Annotated in this window: 14 protein-coding genes; 8 read left to right on the top strand and 6 right to left on the bottom strand. The window is 35.3% G+C overall.

Translation table 11 applies throughout. The features are described 5' to 3' along the window. Positions 1-29: 29 nt before the first annotated feature. Positions 30-1,400: an MFS transporter gene (locus MYRA21_RS17355; protein WP_039330067.1), complete on the top strand. Its 1,371-nt coding sequence runs from the start codon at positions 30-32 to the stop codon at positions 1,398-1,400. Between the two features lie 5 nt (positions 1,401-1,405). Next, on the top strand, positions 1,406-1,798 hold the full coding sequence (locus MYRA21_RS17350) for a hypothetical protein (protein ID WP_016649076.1): 393 nt from the start codon (positions 1,406-1,408) through the stop codon (positions 1,796-1,798). 61 nt (positions 1,799-1,859) lie between these two features. Here MYRA21_RS17350 and MYRA21_RS17345 read toward each other — a convergent pair whose 3' ends face one another. Continuing rightward, positions 1,860-2,504, bottom strand: coding sequence for a suppressor of fused domain protein (locus MYRA21_RS17345; protein WP_039330064.1), 645 nt, complete (start codon positions 2,502-2,504; stop codon positions 1,860-1,862). Between the two features lie 197 nt (positions 2,505-2,701). Here MYRA21_RS17345 and bshA point away from each other — a divergent pair, with 197 nt between their 5' ends. Then, a complete protein-coding gene (bshA, locus tag MYRA21_RS17340) occupies positions 2,702-3,829 on the top strand; it encodes an N-acetyl-alpha-D-glucosaminyl L-malate synthase BshA (RefSeq protein WP_006258317.1) in 1,128 nt (375 codons plus the stop codon). Between the two features lie 134 nt (positions 3,830-3,963). Then, on the top strand, positions 3,964-5,523 hold the full coding sequence (locus MYRA21_RS17335) for an IS1182 family transposase (RefSeq protein WP_006261699.1): 1,560 nt from the start codon (positions 3,964-3,966) through the stop codon (positions 5,521-5,523). Positions 5,524-5,724: 201 nt separating this feature from the next. Here MYRA21_RS17335 and MYRA21_RS17330 read toward each other — a convergent pair whose 3' ends face one another. Both MYRA21_RS17330 and MYRA21_RS17325 read right to left on the bottom strand, forming a co-directional pair. Further along, the gene (locus MYRA21_RS17330; protein WP_039330063.1) at positions 5,725-6,465 is read right to left on the bottom strand and encodes a hypothetical protein; all 741 of its coding nucleotides are present in this window, start codon (positions 6,463-6,465) and stop codon (positions 5,725-5,727) included. A 260-nt stretch (positions 6,466-6,725) separates the two neighbouring features. Further along, positions 6,726-7,577 carry a DMT family transporter gene (locus tag MYRA21_RS17325; protein ID WP_039330060.1) on the bottom strand — a complete coding sequence of 284 codons (852 nt, stop codon included), beginning with the start codon at positions 7,575-7,577 and terminating at the stop codon, positions 6,726-6,728. Between the two features lie 369 nt (positions 7,578-7,946). Here MYRA21_RS17325 and MYRA21_RS17320 point away from each other — a divergent pair, with 369 nt between their 5' ends. The 4 genes from MYRA21_RS17320 to MYRA21_RS17305 all read left to right on the top strand — a co-directional run bounded on the left by MYRA21_RS17320 (position 7,947) and on the right by MYRA21_RS17305 (position 11,838). Further along, on the top strand, positions 7,947-8,156 hold the full coding sequence (locus tag MYRA21_RS17320) for a DUF6140 family protein (RefSeq protein ID WP_006258313.1): 210 nt from the start codon (positions 7,947-7,949) through the stop codon (positions 8,154-8,156). 691 nt (positions 8,157-8,847) lie between these two features. Beyond that, on the top strand, positions 8,848-9,648 hold the full coding sequence (locus MYRA21_RS17315) for an AraC family transcriptional regulator (protein WP_225581811.1): 801 nt from the start codon (positions 8,848-8,850) through the stop codon (positions 9,646-9,648). A gap of 88 nt (positions 9,649-9,736) precedes the next feature. Then, positions 9,737-10,447, top strand: coding sequence for an ankyrin repeat domain-containing protein (locus MYRA21_RS17310; RefSeq protein WP_039330059.1), 711 nt, complete (start codon positions 9,737-9,739; stop codon positions 10,445-10,447). A 44-nt stretch (positions 10,448-10,491) separates the two neighbouring features. After that, positions 10,492-11,838 carry an amidohydrolase gene (locus MYRA21_RS17305; protein WP_006264077.1) on the top strand — a complete coding sequence of 449 codons (1,347 nt, stop codon included), beginning with the start codon at positions 10,492-10,494 and terminating at the stop codon, positions 11,836-11,838. 317 nt (positions 11,839-12,155) lie between these two features. Here MYRA21_RS17305 and MYRA21_RS17300 read toward each other — a convergent pair whose 3' ends face one another. The 3 genes from MYRA21_RS17300 to MYRA21_RS17290 all read right to left on the bottom strand — a co-directional run bounded on the left by MYRA21_RS17300 (position 12,156) and on the right by MYRA21_RS17290 (position 14,973). Next, on the bottom strand, positions 12,156-12,500 hold the full coding sequence (locus MYRA21_RS17300) for a DUF2853 family protein (protein WP_006258306.1): 345 nt from the start codon (positions 12,498-12,500) through the stop codon (positions 12,156-12,158). A 67-nt stretch (positions 12,501-12,567) separates the two neighbouring features. Further along, positions 12,568-14,223, bottom strand: coding sequence for a 2-succinyl-5-enolpyruvyl-6-hydroxy-3-cyclohexene-1-carboxylic-acid synthase (menD, locus tag MYRA21_RS17295; protein WP_039330058.1), 1,656 nt, complete (start codon positions 14,221-14,223; stop codon positions 12,568-12,570). A 153-nt stretch (positions 14,224-14,376) separates the two neighbouring features. Beyond that, positions 14,377-14,973 (bottom strand): glutathione peroxidase, encoded by a 597-nt coding sequence (locus tag MYRA21_RS17290; protein WP_006261585.1) that lies wholly within the window; start codon positions 14,971-14,973, stop codon positions 14,377-14,379. Between the last annotated feature and the right edge of the window lie 47 nt (positions 14,974-15,020).

Below are 15,020 nucleotides of genomic sequence, written 5' to 3'. Positions count from 1 at the left end.
TCCTTTGCAAAGGAATAAAAATAAACAATATGAATGAATATAAAAACAGGTGGACTATTCTACGCTATTTAGTTATAGGAGCTTTTCTATCCCCTTTAGATTACTTTATTGTCAATATGGCACTGCCTGCTATTAAAGAATCATTCCATGCAACAGAAAATCAATTGCAGATGGTCATTGCGATATACGGACTTACGTATGCTGCTCTGGTAGTCTGTAGTGGAAAGCTTGGTGATATATATGGTAGGAGAACTATCTTTACGACAGGGCTGTGGATATTCTTAATCTCCTCTTTGGCGTGTGCATTTTCTCCTTCTGTACAGATGTTGATTTTCTCTCGTTTTTTGCAAGGAATAGGAGCCTCTTTATTAGCACCTCAGGTATTAGCTTCTATTCGAATCCTCTTTGACGAATCAGAACGAGCAAAGGCTTTAGGACTTTTTGGTTCTGTATTTGGCTTAGCAGCTATAGTAGGACAATTATTAGGTGGTGTACTATTAAATATTCATTTGTGGAATCTAACGTGGGAGATTATCTTTTTGGTAAATGTACCTGTGGCAGCTATTTGTCTATACGGTATTTATACTACTATGCCTAAGGAGAAAGTACAAAAACAAAAGTTAGATTACTTAGGTGTAGTCCTTGTGATTAGTGCGTTACTTTGTTTTATCACTCCTTTGATTTATGGAAGAACCTATGATTGGGTGTGGTGGATATTTGCTATTATAGGAGGTAGTATAGCACTTGCTATTAGCTTTGTGAAGTATGAACAATATAGAGAACAACGCCAAAAACCTGTCTTGTTATCTATCTCTTTGTTTAGTAATAAATCCTTTGCTTATAATTTGCCTATCATCTTGTTTTATAATTTTACCGCAGGGCTATTCATCTGCTATCCCTACTATTTACAGTCTTATCTAGGGTGGGATGTATTAGTAGCTGGTATGGCTGTTTTGCCTTATGGAATAGGTTTCTTTCTAGGGCCAATCTTATTTGCTAAGGTAGATAAGCAAGCTTCTTTTTGGATAAGATCAGGACTATTGTTATTATTAATCTCCTTCGTAGGGTTAGGTATATTATTTAGTCAATATGGTACACCGAACGCATTCATGCATGGCTTATTTTTATCAGCAGGACTTGGACATGGGCTGTTAATGCCTGTGATGATGAAAGAGAGTATTAAGTCCATAGCAATAGATCAAGTAGGACAAGCATCAGGTATCGTGAGTACTACGATACAAGTAGGCAGTGTATTAGGAGGAGCAGTGATAGGTACTATATTCTTTAGTTTAAGTAGTACTTTAGACTATCCTAAAGCCTTTGGGATAGCAATAGCAGTAATAGGGTTAGTACAATTAATCAGCATAGGTTTTTATGCTCAAATCAATAAACAAAAATAAATAAGATGAGTAATTTAGAATTAGGAAAACAACAGGTAATAGACTTTCACATCAATATACAGACTTGGTTTAACGGCACAGCATCTAATAAAGAAGAGTTGTATCAAGCGATAGTAAGTACATTCGACCCATTATTTGTAATGACTAACGGAGATGGTAAGAGTATGGGGTATGATACATTTACACAATGGTTAACTACTGCTTATGGAATCTTTCCAACAAGACAAATAGAGGTTAAGGATATAGAAGGATACGCTACTTTCGGACATGCAGTAGTTCACTATATAGAAATACAACAGACAGATGATTTAAAAACAGTTAGAGAATCATCAGCAGTATTTACCTTAAAAGAAGGTAAAGCGATGTGGTATAGCTTAGTGGAGCGTTGGGTTTTATAGGTTCTCGGTTCACAGTTTACGGTTTACAGTGAACCGTAAACCTTAAACTGTCCACCATTAACTACTTTCTATCTAAATCGACTATCAACAAAGGATTGTCTTGACGCAATTGTTCAAGTAGTTTTTCTGTTTCAGAAGTCTTAGGATTTTCTAGTAAGGCATCATATTCTTTCTGAGTAATACCAACCATCTGTAAGAAGTCTATACGTCCATTAGGAGTGTCTAAAGAGCCTAGTTCTGGGTCTAGTGCAAAAGCGATGGCTACTAAATCAGTATCGTAATCTAAACGAATAGGGCTATTAGTAGGGATAAAATGAAACTCTTCAAACCATTTTCCTGAGTTAAATACATATTTAGCCAAGTTATTCATAAGGTTCATCGCCCAATGAAAGTTTTCATCTCCTTGTTTTTTTAGACGCATTGTCAACTCAAAACCATATCCACTAAAGTCATTGTCTACAGCCTCGTCATTATAATATAAGTCAGAGAATCCATAGGTAACAATATGGAAATGATCTGTCTGTTGATCACTATTATATACACTTAATCCATCTAAAGGGTTTTCTCCACCTAAAGAGTAAGGTAATGCATTGCCGAAGTGCTGAAGTTCTTGCTCTCCATATTGCTTTGCTAAGTGATCAGAGATAGCATCCCATCCCACTGCATCTTCTTCATTGTATTTTTGTTGGTATTCTTCTTTTGTCATTTTTTCTATGTGTTATTTTATGCGTCTTATAGCCTAACAAAAATAGTCTTTTTGTTAAAATAAAATAGCTAAAAAGGATGTGTTACAGAGGTGTATTGTTAAAAAAGACGGCATAGAACAAAGTTGAAAGTTAAAACAAGAGATGTTATTAATAATAGAATTATCTTTAAGGATTCTAAAAAACAAGCATTAATTATATGAAAATAGCCATCGTATGCTATCCAACCTTTGGGGGTAGTGGTGTAGTAGCCACAGAATTAGGGTTGGAATTAGCGAAAAGAAATCACGAAGTGCATTTTATTACTTATAGCCAACCAGTGCGTTTAGCCTTGCTAAATCCTAATATATTTTATCACGAAGTAAATGTTCCTGAGTATCCATTATTCCATTATCAGCCTTATGAACTTGCCTTGTCAAGTAAATTAGTGGATATGGTGAAACTATTCAAGATCGATGTACTGCATGTACACTATGCTATTCCTCATGCTTATGCAGGGTATATGGCGAAGCAGATGTTGAAAGAACAAGGGATTAATCTACCGATGATTACAACACTACATGGTACAGATATTACTTTAGTAGGAAATCACCCGAACTATAAGACTGCAGTGAGCTTTAGCATCAATAATTCTGATTATGTGACTTCTGTATCTCAATCTTTAAAAGAATCTACTCACTGCCTGTTTGGTACTGAAAAGGAGATTCATGTCATTCCTAACTTTATAGAGGTAAAAGAATTAGACTGTGAAGACACACCGTGTAAGCGTAGTGCTATGGCTGGTAAAGATGAGGTGATCGTAACGCATATCAGTAACTTCAGAAAGGTGAAACGCATCGAAGATGTAGTCTCTATCTTTTATGGAATCCAAAAAGAGAGACCTGCTAAACTGATGTTAGTAGGGGACGGGCCTGAGAAAGAGCGTGCAGAACGCCAAGCATTAGAATTGGGAATCTATGATAAGATTATCTTCTTCGGTAATAGTAATGAGATAGAGCATATCTTATCTTATTCTGATCTATTCTTATTGCCATCAGAGACAGAGAGCTTCGGTCTAGCAGCCTTAGAAGCAATGGCGATGGGAGTACCTGTTATCTCTAGTAATACGGGAGGTCTTCCTGAGGTGAATGAGCATGGTGTATCAGGATATCTTAGTAATGTAGGAGATGTAGAGGATATGGTAGCGAATGCATTGAAGATCGTAAAAGATCAAGATACGCTATGTGGTTTTAAAGAACGCGCAAGAGAAGTAGCGAAGAAATTCAGTATAGATAAGGTCGTACCGCTATACGAAGATATTTATCGTGCTGCGATAGAGAAGAAGTAAGAATACTTTAAATAGAAAAGGGGCTGTCTCATAAAGACAGCCTCTTTTTTATTCAATATTTGGTATATCTATACTTTTAAAATTTGTTTATTTCGTTGATTATCAGTATTTTTAAATCTTAAATCAATGTGTTTATGGCAAAACAATCCCCTAGATTTAAATACTACGCTCAGAATCAAATGAGCTTGATTCCTCATTCCTTAGATGATTTTATTCCTAAATTACATCCTGTACGTATTATTAATACAGTAATAGATAAGTTAGACTTAGAAAGCTTATATGATAGCTACTCTAAATGTGGTGGTATCAGTTATCATCCTAAGATGTTGCTAAAAGTTTTAATCTATGGTTACCTAAACAATGTATACAGTAGTCGCAAGCTTGAGCAGGCTTGCTTAGAGAATGTTCATTATATGTGGCTGAGTGGTATGTCTTACCCAGACCACAATACAATTAATCGTTTTCGCTCTTCAAAACTTAAGGGTTATATAGAGCAGATCTTTACTCAGATTGTTGAATTATTTATAGCCGAAGGTTTTATCAGTATTGAAGAGGCTTATATTGATGGAACTAAAATCGAAGCCAATGCTAATAAATTCACCTTTGTTTGGAAGAAAGCTATTTCAAATTATAAAGAAAAGATGGTTCAACAAATCCTAGAGATATGGGGGTATGCAGACTCTATTGCTAGACAAGAAAGTGAACTTCCACCTCCTCCAGATTTTAAGAAAATAGATACAGAAGCTATCTCTCAAGCCATTGATACATTAAATGCAGCGCTAAAAGACAATCCAGATGTTGATCAGAAAGTAAAGAATAAACTGAAGTATATTACTAAAGAGTATCCTACAAAAATTCAAGAGTACCAAGAGCATGAAGCTATATTAGAAGATCGTAATTCTTATTCTAAAACAGATAAGGATGCTACTTTTATGCGTATGAAGGAAGATCATATGAATAGTGGTTTTCTAAAAGCAGGCTACAATGTTCAAATATCAACCAACAATCAATATATCCTAGCCTATAGTATACATTCAAACCCAACTGATACAACTACATTAATACCTCACTTAGAAAAATTCAAAGAGAATTATGGAGTATATCCAAAGTCTGTTATAGCAGATGCAGGGTATGGTAGTCAAGAAAATTACACCTATTTAGAGGGGGAAGAAATTAAAGCTTTTGTGAAGTATAACACTTTTGATCAAGAGCAGGAACAAGTAGAAAAAAAACCAAGAAAGAATGCTAAGCAAAGTACAAAGCCTTTTACAACAGATAAATTGTTTTACCAACACAAAGGTGATTATTTTGTATGTCCTATGGGACAAAAAATGCACTATATTGGAGATACAACAAAAACTACAACTACAGGCTTTATCCAAACATTAAGGCAGTATCAAGCTAAAAATTGTCAAGGTTGTCCTTTAAATGGTGTGTGTCATAAAGCAAAAGGCAATCGGACTATAGAGATAAACTTTGAATTACAACGACACCGAAAACAAGCAAGTAAATTACTCACTACAAAAGAAGGTATTGACAAGCGTAAACAAAGGTGTCACGATGTAGAAACAGTTTTCGGAAATATTAAACAGAACCATGGGTTCCGCCGATTTATGCTTCGTGGTAAGGAAAAAGTCGCAATAGAATGGGGATTATTGGCAATTGCACAAAATATCAGAAAGAGAGCTGCCTAAAAAGACTCTTTTTACCCTTTTTTTTCCGAAATGTTTTTTTCAATCCTCTAAGGTTGCAATATTTCAAAAAAAATCCCCTAAAACAATATCTAAAATATCAGAACAAAGAGGGCTGTCTCTTTTTGCAATGAGACAGCCCCTTTTATTTGCTGTGTATTTTGGTATCATCTTCTTTATCAGTAAACCAAAGTACAAATACCTCTATTTAGCATAGATAACCATACTAGGGTTATATTCTTTTGTATTATATAAAGTTAACCTTTGTGCAGTATTATTGATAGGGTAAAAGAACTGTATATCTGCTACTAAAAGCTCAAATTTTTCATCCGTATCAATACAATTACACAACCAGTCAGTTTCGTTTACAATAGAATCATGTATCGAAAATTCTATATTTAGCTCTCTAAGTGGTCCTTCTTTGGATAAGTCGTTGTCAGGGTGTATCGCAAAGGCTCTAATGCGCAGGAGTGCATCTGTACAACCTTTTGGGAAGACCACTTGTTCTTTTGGAATAAAAGAAGGTACCTGTACTTGCAGTACTTCTTTGTCTGTGTGTTGTACAATAATTCTTTCGAGGAAAGTGTCTTTAAACAGAGCTTTTCTATTGAACTCAAAACCTTCGAGTGCTTTACAATTGACCGAAAAAATCGACCTTTGTTTAAAATCAATCTTATCCTCCTGGTGCATGATACTCATGAGGTGCCCTAAAAATCGAGAATGCATATAGCTCTCATGTCTTTTGTTTAAATGAATCTCGATTACCTGTCGAATAAAGGAAGAGTTATGAGATACACTTCGCATTAATTTTGCATTGTGATTTTTTGATTTGTCTTGTTTTGAACGATTAGGCCTTGTTTGGAATATCTGCTTGCCTCTGTGTTCTTTTCCATAAATAGGTCCTATTATACCTACTAGGAGTTTTTTGGAATTAATTCTAGCCATAATGTTGTTGGTTTTAATAGTTGATAATAAGTATTTTATATCAAAAATCGAGCCGAATGTTCAGCATCTGATGGTAGAATTATAGTATAGTGATTGCATTCTTTTATAGCTTTATTATGTGACCACTATGCGATAAGTATCCGATAGGTATGCAATCAGTGCCATTAAAAAGTAATGCTTATCTATTTGTTTAAAATGCATCTGTATAAAAAAGGGTTATTCTAATCATGAGAATAACCCTTTTTAGGATATATAAATAACTAAGCTTCTTTTTTAGTGCTAAATATAGTAGAGCCTACACTCGCAGTGATCACACAGGCTATAGAGATCCACTGTGTCATGGTGAGGTGCTCTTTTAAGAATAGAAGACCTGACATGGCTGCAAAGGCAGGCTGTAAACTAGTAAGGATACTGAATGTCTTGGCTGGTAACTTCTTTAGTGCAACTAAATCTAGAGAGAAAGGTAAGGCACTAGATAGAATAGCGACTAATACACCTAACCCTAAGCTACCCCAGGTCAACTTCTCTAGTCCTCCCATAAATAAGGCTACAGGGACTACGATAAACGTAGCGAATACAAGACCTACTGATACTGCATGGTTTGTATTCATTTCTTTAGAGACTTTACTTCCCATCACGATATAACACGCCCAAAATACACCTGCTGTAGCGGCTAATCCTAGTCCTATAATATCTACATTGTTAGTCTGCCACGGAACGATTAATAATATCCCTGCACAAGCAAATAAAGCCCATACGATATCTAATACTTTTCGAGATAAGAATAGCGCTAGAAATAAAGGGCCTATAAATTCTATCGTCACTCCTAGTCCTAATGGAATGCGCTGTATAGCGAGATAGAAGATCATATTCATCAGGGCAATAGAACCTCCAAATAGCCCACAGTACAACCATTCTTTTTTAGAGAACTTCGAAATCTTCGGACGATTAATAATATTAAGGAATATAGCTGATATGCCTATTCTCAAAGCGGTCGTTCCGGTAGCTCCAACTACAGGAAATAATTGCTTGGCTACAGATGCTCCCCCTTGTACACACATCATAGAGGTCAGGGCAGCAGCAACTGAAGATGCTGTAGTGTTTTTTTTCATTTATAATGGTTAGGTAGTAGAGGCTTGTATGATGTAGTATATCTAGGTTAGTAGGTATAATACTTCATATAGCGAACTTGTCTTAAGGTTAATCTCCAAAGCTATGATAATTTCTAAAACTATCAAATAGAAGAACAAGTACTTATTTGAATGGAGTTAATAAGGAACAATACTCACCTATTGAAAGGAGTAGATAGGGATAGAATTACATAAGGTGATTTTCGATATAAAATATTTTTATTGGGTGAATATGAGCTTTTTTTGAGTGAATGAATATTTGAATTTTCTCACTCAAAAAAAGTGGGGTTTGGCACTTTATTGTTATGATACATAGTGTGTTAGAACTAACTTAGATTTAAAATTAGAGCTATGGCAAGATATAAAGCTACGGTGATACGCACATATAATAATGAGCAGGTTTACCTCGAAAAAGGGATGAGTGTTGATTTTGTGTCATTTGCACATCCTTGGTTAGACAATGGCAAGGTGGTACAAGAGGCATTTAGACGAGTATATGGTATTGACTTCTCTAAAGGCGGCGGTTGTAGCCCTGCCTTTATAGAAGTGGTGGAGGTTTAGTGTAAAGGAGAATGATAACTTATTTAGATAAAAGATGAAAAATAGAATATATTTAAAACGACTCCCACTTAGCGATATTTCGTAGCAAGGAAGCTGGTTTTAGAGAGTAATAAGTAGATGTTTTAGAGCAAAAAGTACTTTAAAATTTGGTAGTTCAATATATAATTGTTTTCTTTGGCCTCGGTAATAGATTAAAAAAGAGCTCTTTTGAGCTGTATTTGATTGGTTATGAGAGGGAGATAGGAGCAGGGAACCAAAAAAATGAAATTACCATTCTTAAGTTAGAATAATTAATTCATCTACTAAATTAATATCACAGTTAAAGCCTATCCTTATAAAGGATGGGCTTTTCTTTTTATACATGAGATTTGAAATGTTAATTTATAGGATTAGAATAAACGAAAGAGGGAGGCTTATATTGGCTTTTTATAGGTTGATAGATTGCTGAAATGATATTCTTATAAAGGAATGATAATAATTACAGTTGTTTTATTGTGTAAATAATTCTCAATGTGTGAACTTTGTGATGTTTTAACTAAAAATAGTTTAACATGAATTTGAATTGAATTATTTTTAGCGACTATAAATGTCACTTGAATTAATATACCATACAAAATACGTGAATAGAAATACTAAAATTCAGACACTTTCCACTTCCACCATTTTAGGGGAAGATACCTGGGATATAACTTTGTTCAAACATATTGAGAAAGGTAGAAATGATTTGTTGTCCCCACACAAGCATGATTTCTACTTTATCTTCTTCGTTGAAAAAGGAGGAGGATACCACGATATTGATTTTGAAAGAGTAGACGTAGTAGATTACCAAGTGTTTTTCTTGAGACCCCAGCAAGTGCACTATTGGTTATTGGAGAATCATACTGTTGGATTTCAACTGATGTTCTCACCTACTATCTTACAATCTCTGAATACGACTTATAGTCCTTTAGCTTATTTTCAATTAGGAGCACCGAATCAGATGTTGCTAACGAAGGAGAGCTTTGAGAAGTATAAGGCAGATTTAGAGGAATTAGAAGGACGATTAGCTAAGAATCAGATTATTGACCGAGAGATTGCTCTATTGTCGTTTCATTTATTGCTAAAACACTTACACAAGGATTATGTAGACTATCATGAGGGAGTGAATCCTCATAGTATAGATAAGAACATACTCCAGTTCGAAGAGTTGTTAGAAGTACACTTTAAAGAACAAAGTAGTGTAGCATTTTATGCTGAGCAATTAAAGATCACTCCGAATTATTTAAATATTCTTTGTAAAAAGGTATTGGGAACTAATGCGGGATCATTAATTCAGAATAGACTATTGCTAGAAGCAAAGAGGTTATTGACTACAACGAATATTTCGATTAAAGAGATTGCCTTTTCGTTGTCTTTTAATGATACGAGCTATTTTAATAATTTCTTCAAAAAACAATTGGGAGTAACACCTGGTGAGTTTAGATCGAGTTATAAAAATTCCAATAATCTATAAAAATATTACAACTTCCTTCCTATCAGTACTTCTATCTTTGTATTAGTAGTTATAAGTAACGAACTTAACCTATTAAAAACCAAGAGATATGAAAATGAGAAGAAGAATAGCTATATTACTTTTTATTGGCTTTATCGGAGGTGCGGCTATGGCTTGTAACTCGTCAGATGAAAGTTCAACCCATTCAAATGAAGTAGTAGATATGAAGGAAGTATCATTATTTACCGCGATTAAGAATAATAACCTTACTGCTGTGAAACAGCTTCTTGAAAGTAAGGTAGATATAGAACAGCGCAACGAAAAAGGAGAGACTCCTCTGATGTATGCTGTATATCAAAATCGCAATGCTATCGCAAAGATTTTAATGCAAGCAGGGGCAAATGTCAATGCCCAAGACAAGGTTCTTAATAGCCCTTTCTTATATGCAGGAGCAGAAGGTAATTTAGAAATAGTGCAAGAGGCGTTAAAATACGGTGCAGACTTTACTGTGTTTAACCGTTATAATGGTAGTGCACTTATACCTGCGGCAGAAAAAGGTCATTTAGAAGTAGTAAAATTACTGGTTAACTATCCCAATTATCCTATCAATCATGTTAATAGACTAGGCTGGACAGCGCTTATGGAAGCTATAGTCCTTAGCAATGGCGGTGCTGTACATACTAGTATCGTGGATGAATTAATTAAGGGTGGTGTGAATGTGAATATTCCTGACGCTGATGGAATAACTCCATTACAACATGCTCAAAAGAGAAATTATACAGGAATGGTGAAGTTGTTAAAAGCAGCTGGTGCTAAATAAACTGTATATTCGATAGGTGTATAACAATAATAGGAAACAACAACATGATAAATAGAAAGCAATTTCTAGGATTAACAGCGGCGGCAGCTGGTGGATTATTTATTCCATCAGTAGGCTCGTCAGCGAAAGCAAGTACTGAAAGAAGTTCTGTTAAGGCAAATGTGTTCATTCTGCGCAATGTCTTATTAGAAACTGGCTTTGAGTATAATGATAGAGGGGAAGTGTGGCGTACTAAGACAGCCTTATTTGATATACGCATTGCCAATGGAGTTATTGTTTCTATTGATAAGGTAGGAATGTCCGATACATCAGGTATTATCAGTGTAGATATGGATGGATTACTAATGTTGCCAGGATTTAGAGATATGCATATTCATATCGATAAAACGTTCTATGGAGAGCGCTGGTATGGTGATCCTAAACCTGGTCGATCTGTTAAAGATATGATCGATCTGGAAAGAAGAATATTACCTAATCTATTAGTTAAGTCAGTAGAAAAAGCGGAGATGGCGATAGACTTAATGAATAGTCAAGGAACTTATTTTGCAAGGTGTCAGACTAATATAGACCCGACTAGTGGACTGAAGAGCTTAGAGAATCTAAAAATAGCACTAGAGAATAAAAAAGAAGTGATGGGGAGTGAGATAGTTGCTTTTCCTCAGCATGGTATTTTATATTCTGATAGTGAGGCTCTGCTAAGAGAATCGGCTCAACTAGGGGTGGATTATATTGGAGGGCTTGACCCAACTACGGTAGATGGGAATATGGAGAAGTCTTTAGATATCATGATTCAAATCGCTTTAGATTATGACAAAGGAATAGATATCCATCTTCATGAAGGAGCTAAAACAGGCATTCCTGCTATCCAATATATTTTAAAACAAGTAGAAGCTAATAAAGCGTTACAAGGACGTACTTATATCAGTCATGGCTTCGCTCTAGGGCAGTCAGATGCTAAGGAATTAGAGGAGTTATGTACACAGATGAGTACTAATGGAGTAGGAGTGATCTCTACTGTACCACTAGGGCGCTCTATGATGCCTATACCTACATTCTATAAGCATAAGGTAAGTGTGATGACGGGTACAGATAGTATTATAGATCACTGGCAACCATTTGGGAACTGTGATATGTTAGAAAAAGCAAAGCACTGTGCCGAACTTTATGGATGGACAGATGAGCTAAGACTGAGTCGTGCATTACAAATAGCGACTAAGGATCAGGTACTACCACTGAATGAAGCAGGAGATCGCCAATGGCCAAAAGTAGGAGATTCAGCAGACCTTGTTTTCGTGAAGGCTAGTTGCTCTGCGGAGGCAGTGGCTCGTACTCCAGAGAGAGAAGCCACTTTCTATAAAGGAAAGAGAGTGTACTCAAGAAAAACTGTTTAGTAATCTAAACAATAAGAACGTTTTTTCATACCCAATTTTATATTTTTTTTTAAACATCAAAGACATTGCATTTATAGAGACCTGATATGGAAAGCCCAAAAATAACAGAAGGAAGTAGTATTTGATTTAGTGATAATAGTGTTTTCTAAAGTTTACTCCTAAAGGTTGATATACTTGTATAAGCGTAAATGTTTTTGGAAGTACCCCCATTAGAGACTTGTCATTAGATGAGTCTCTAATTTTTTAGTGATGAGCATAAAAAAAGGAACAGTCACAGAACTGCTCCTTTTAAAGTGCATTAATATATTTACGTTATATTATTTCTTGTAAACACTTTCTTTTTTGAAGTGAACAGTCAATAAGTAATAAACTACAGCTCTGTATTTATTTCTATTTGATTGACCGTATTTGTCCATAACAGCTTGGATACCTTTATCTAACTCTGGTCCATCTTTAAGACCTAACTTTTTAATTAAAAAGTTGTTTTTAACTGTAGCTAACTCAGACTCTGAAGAACCAGCAACGGTAGAAGAATCTTGGTTATAAATAGATGGCCCGCATCCGATAGTTACAGCAGTTAATAAATCCATATTAGCTGTTACACCACACTTATCTTTTAAATCAGCAGCGTACTTTTGAATTAATTCGTCTCTTTTACTCATAATTTTCTTTTTTATTGAGTACAAGATACATAAAATTTCAATACGCAAGCATTAATCGCTGTTAAAATTACATATTGCGAAAATAGTTGCTCAGTACTGTATTATTAACTTCAGTAGGAGTGAATACTTCTAGAATAGCAGGACCGTTATTATCTTCAAAAAACAATTGACATTGCTGTTCTAGTTCTTCTTTGTTAGTCGCTGTTTGATATTTAAAATTATACATCTTCGCCAAGTGCTCAGCTGTGTGATGATGGCTTGTCTCAAAGTAAGTATTAAATACAGGTGTTTCTTTATGTCCTGGTAAGATTCTGAAGATTCCTCCACCTCCATTGTTTAGCAATAGTATTTTAAAGTCTTTAGGAATATAGTTATTCCAAAGTCCATTACTATCATAAAGAAAACCGATATCTCCTGTGATTAATAAGGTAGGCTTCTGAGTGGCTACAGCAGCTCCTATAGCTGTAGAAGTACTTCCATCTATTCCGCTGGTACCTCTGTTGCAGAAAACGGGATTAGAAGCGTCTATTTTGATTAATTGAGCATAGCGTATTGCTGAGCTATTACTGATTTGCAATTGGGTTCCTTTTGGCAATTGAGCAAATAAGGTTTCGAATACACTTAAATCACTAAACGGTATTGTCTTTAAATATGCCTCATGCTTAGCTAGTCTAGCTGTGACAATGCTCTGCATCCAAGTGTAATAGTTAGATGCGGTATAGCGTTCTATGTTGTCTTTAATGGTTTGGAAGAAGTTCTCAGGCGTATCTAATACTGCTTTGTTAAGCGCATTATAAGTATCATAATGTCTTAGGGTATCAATATGCCAATGTTGAGTAGGTTTATACTTACGCAAGAATGCTTTGATTCTCTTACTGATCACCATTCCTCCAAAAGTAATCAAAAGATCAGGCTGAAAAGCTAAGAAATCTTCTTCAGAGAATGTGGTAATGATGCGATCGATATGTTCTACGCAGTGAGGGTGGTGCAGGTTAGAGGTAGTCTCTGTCATGATAATAACAGAAGGATCATTTGCTAACCAGTCTATCATCTCCTGACTTAGTGCATCAGGTGTATTAACACCTACAAGGATCAACTTCTTAGTTGCCTCTTTATAACTATCTATATATTGATCAAACTCTTTGAATTGGAGAGGTAGCGTCTCTAGGTTGATGATAGTAGGAGTAACTGTAAGTTCCTCTACAGTATTGTATAGCGGCTCTTCAAAAGGAGCATTGATATGTACAGGGCCTTTTTGGGCTATCGCTGTATTAATGGCATTGTTAATTAGAATATCATTTTCATTACTCGCCTCTTCTGTTAGATTGGCATTGTATACGATATGGTTCTCATATACATTGCGCTGTCTGATGGTCTGACCATCTCCTATATCAATCTTAGAGGTAGGTCTATCTGCAGAGATAATAACCATCGGTATCTGACTATAGAAGGCTTCTGCTACAGCTGGATAATAGTTAAGAAGAGCTGATCCAGACGTACAGACTAAGGCAATAGGGAACGCTGTCTGTTGGGCAATTCCCATACCGAAGAAGGCTGCACAGCGCTCATCTGCGAGACTGTAACACGTAAAAAAAGGATCACTAGCAAAGCCTATTGTTAATGGGGCATTGCGTGATCCTGGTGATATGATTATATGTTGAATATTCTTTGCTTTACAAATTTCAATAATACTTTGCGCTAGTTCTATTTGTGGATAGTTCATAATTTAAAAGTAAAACCCAAAGATACGAACAAACCCATTGTATTAAACCTCAAATCCGCAGAAAACATTTAATCGCTAATTGAAGCTATGTAAAGTAGAATTAATTCGCAGTAAATGGTAGCTGAGGATTTAAGGTTAAATATGTAAAGTGACTTATTTTGCCTTAACCCAAGCTTTGATTTCTGGGTCATCTGGTAGTGTTCTAGGGTTGATTACTTTCACTAAATGACCAGTTTCGTCTATTAAGTACTTTTGGAAATTCCACTGTACTTCACTGTCTTCTAATCCATTCTTAGACTTTTTAGTTAAGAACTCATATATCGGTGCAATATCATCTCCTTTTACAGATATCTTATTCATCATTGGGAATGATACACCATAATTCTGCTCACAGAAAGTAGCGATTTCTTCATTGCTACCTGGTTCTTGAGATCCAAAGTTGTTCGCAGGGAAACCAACGATTACAAAGTTGTCTCCTCCGAATTCGTTATACATATTCTGAAGTTGTTTATACTGAGGTGTAAGACCGCATTCAGAAGCAGTGTTCACAATCATGATTTTCTTTCCTTTTAAGGAAGCGAAGTCAAACTCTTCTCCATAAAGGTCAGTAACCTTAAATTGGTAAATTGTTTTTTTGTCTTTTGGGGTTTGTGTCATAATGCTTTTATTGGTATTAATATTAGTATGGTGTGTGTTTGCAAAAATGGGTGTAATGGCTAAGATAGCCGCCATAACGAATAACTTTTTCATAATGATGTGAGTTTTATTGATGTGAAATTACAAAACTGTTTTTAATT

The organism is Myroides sp. A21, from assembly GCF_000807225.1.
In the GTDB taxonomy this organism is placed as follows: domain Bacteria; phylum Bacteroidota; class Bacteroidia; order Flavobacteriales; family Flavobacteriaceae; genus Flavobacterium; species Flavobacterium odoratimimum.
The sequence above is the reverse complement of the archived record's forward strand: the minus strand, read 5'-3'. Positions and strand labels throughout refer to the sequence as shown.

Coding starts and splice junctions, on each gene's coding strand:
- MYRA21_RS17355 (WP_039330067.1), top strand. CDS start 30: ATGAATGAATATAAAAACAGGTGGACTATTCTACGCTATTTAGTTATA.
- MYRA21_RS17350 (WP_016649076.1), top strand. CDS start 1,406: ATGAGTAATTTAGAATTAGGAAAACAACAGGTAATAGACTTTCACATC.
- MYRA21_RS17345 (WP_039330064.1), bottom strand. CDS start 2,504: ATGACAAAAGAAGAATACCAACAAAAATACAATGAAGAAGATGCAGTG.
- bshA (WP_006258317.1), top strand. CDS start 2,702: ATGAAAATAGCCATCGTATGCTATCCAACCTTTGGGGGTAGTGGTGTA.
- MYRA21_RS17335 (WP_006261699.1), top strand. CDS start 3,964: ATGGCAAAACAATCCCCTAGATTTAAATACTACGCTCAGAATCAAATG.
- MYRA21_RS17330 (WP_039330063.1), bottom strand. CDS start 6,465: ATGGCTAGAATTAATTCCAAAAAACTCCTAGTAGGTATAATAGGACCT.
- MYRA21_RS17325 (WP_039330060.1), bottom strand. CDS start 7,577: ATGAAAAAAAACACTACAGCATCTTCAGTTGCTGCTGCCCTGACCTCT.
- MYRA21_RS17320 (WP_006258313.1), top strand. CDS start 7,947: ATGGCAAGATATAAAGCTACGGTGATACGCACATATAATAATGAGCAG.
- MYRA21_RS17310 (WP_039330059.1), top strand. CDS start 9,737: ATGAAAATGAGAAGAAGAATAGCTATATTACTTTTTATTGGCTTTATC.
- MYRA21_RS17305 (WP_006264077.1), top strand. CDS start 10,492: ATGATAAATAGAAAGCAATTTCTAGGATTAACAGCGGCGGCAGCTGGT.
- MYRA21_RS17300 (WP_006258306.1), bottom strand. CDS start 12,500: ATGAGTAAAAGAGACGAATTAATTCAAAAGTACGCTGCTGATTTAAAA.
- menD (WP_039330058.1), bottom strand. CDS start 14,223: ATGAACTATCCACAAATAGAACTAGCGCAAAGTATTATTGAAATTTGT.
- MYRA21_RS17290 (WP_006261585.1), bottom strand. CDS start 14,973: ATGAAAAAGTTATTCGTTATGGCGGCTATCTTAGCCATTACACCCATT.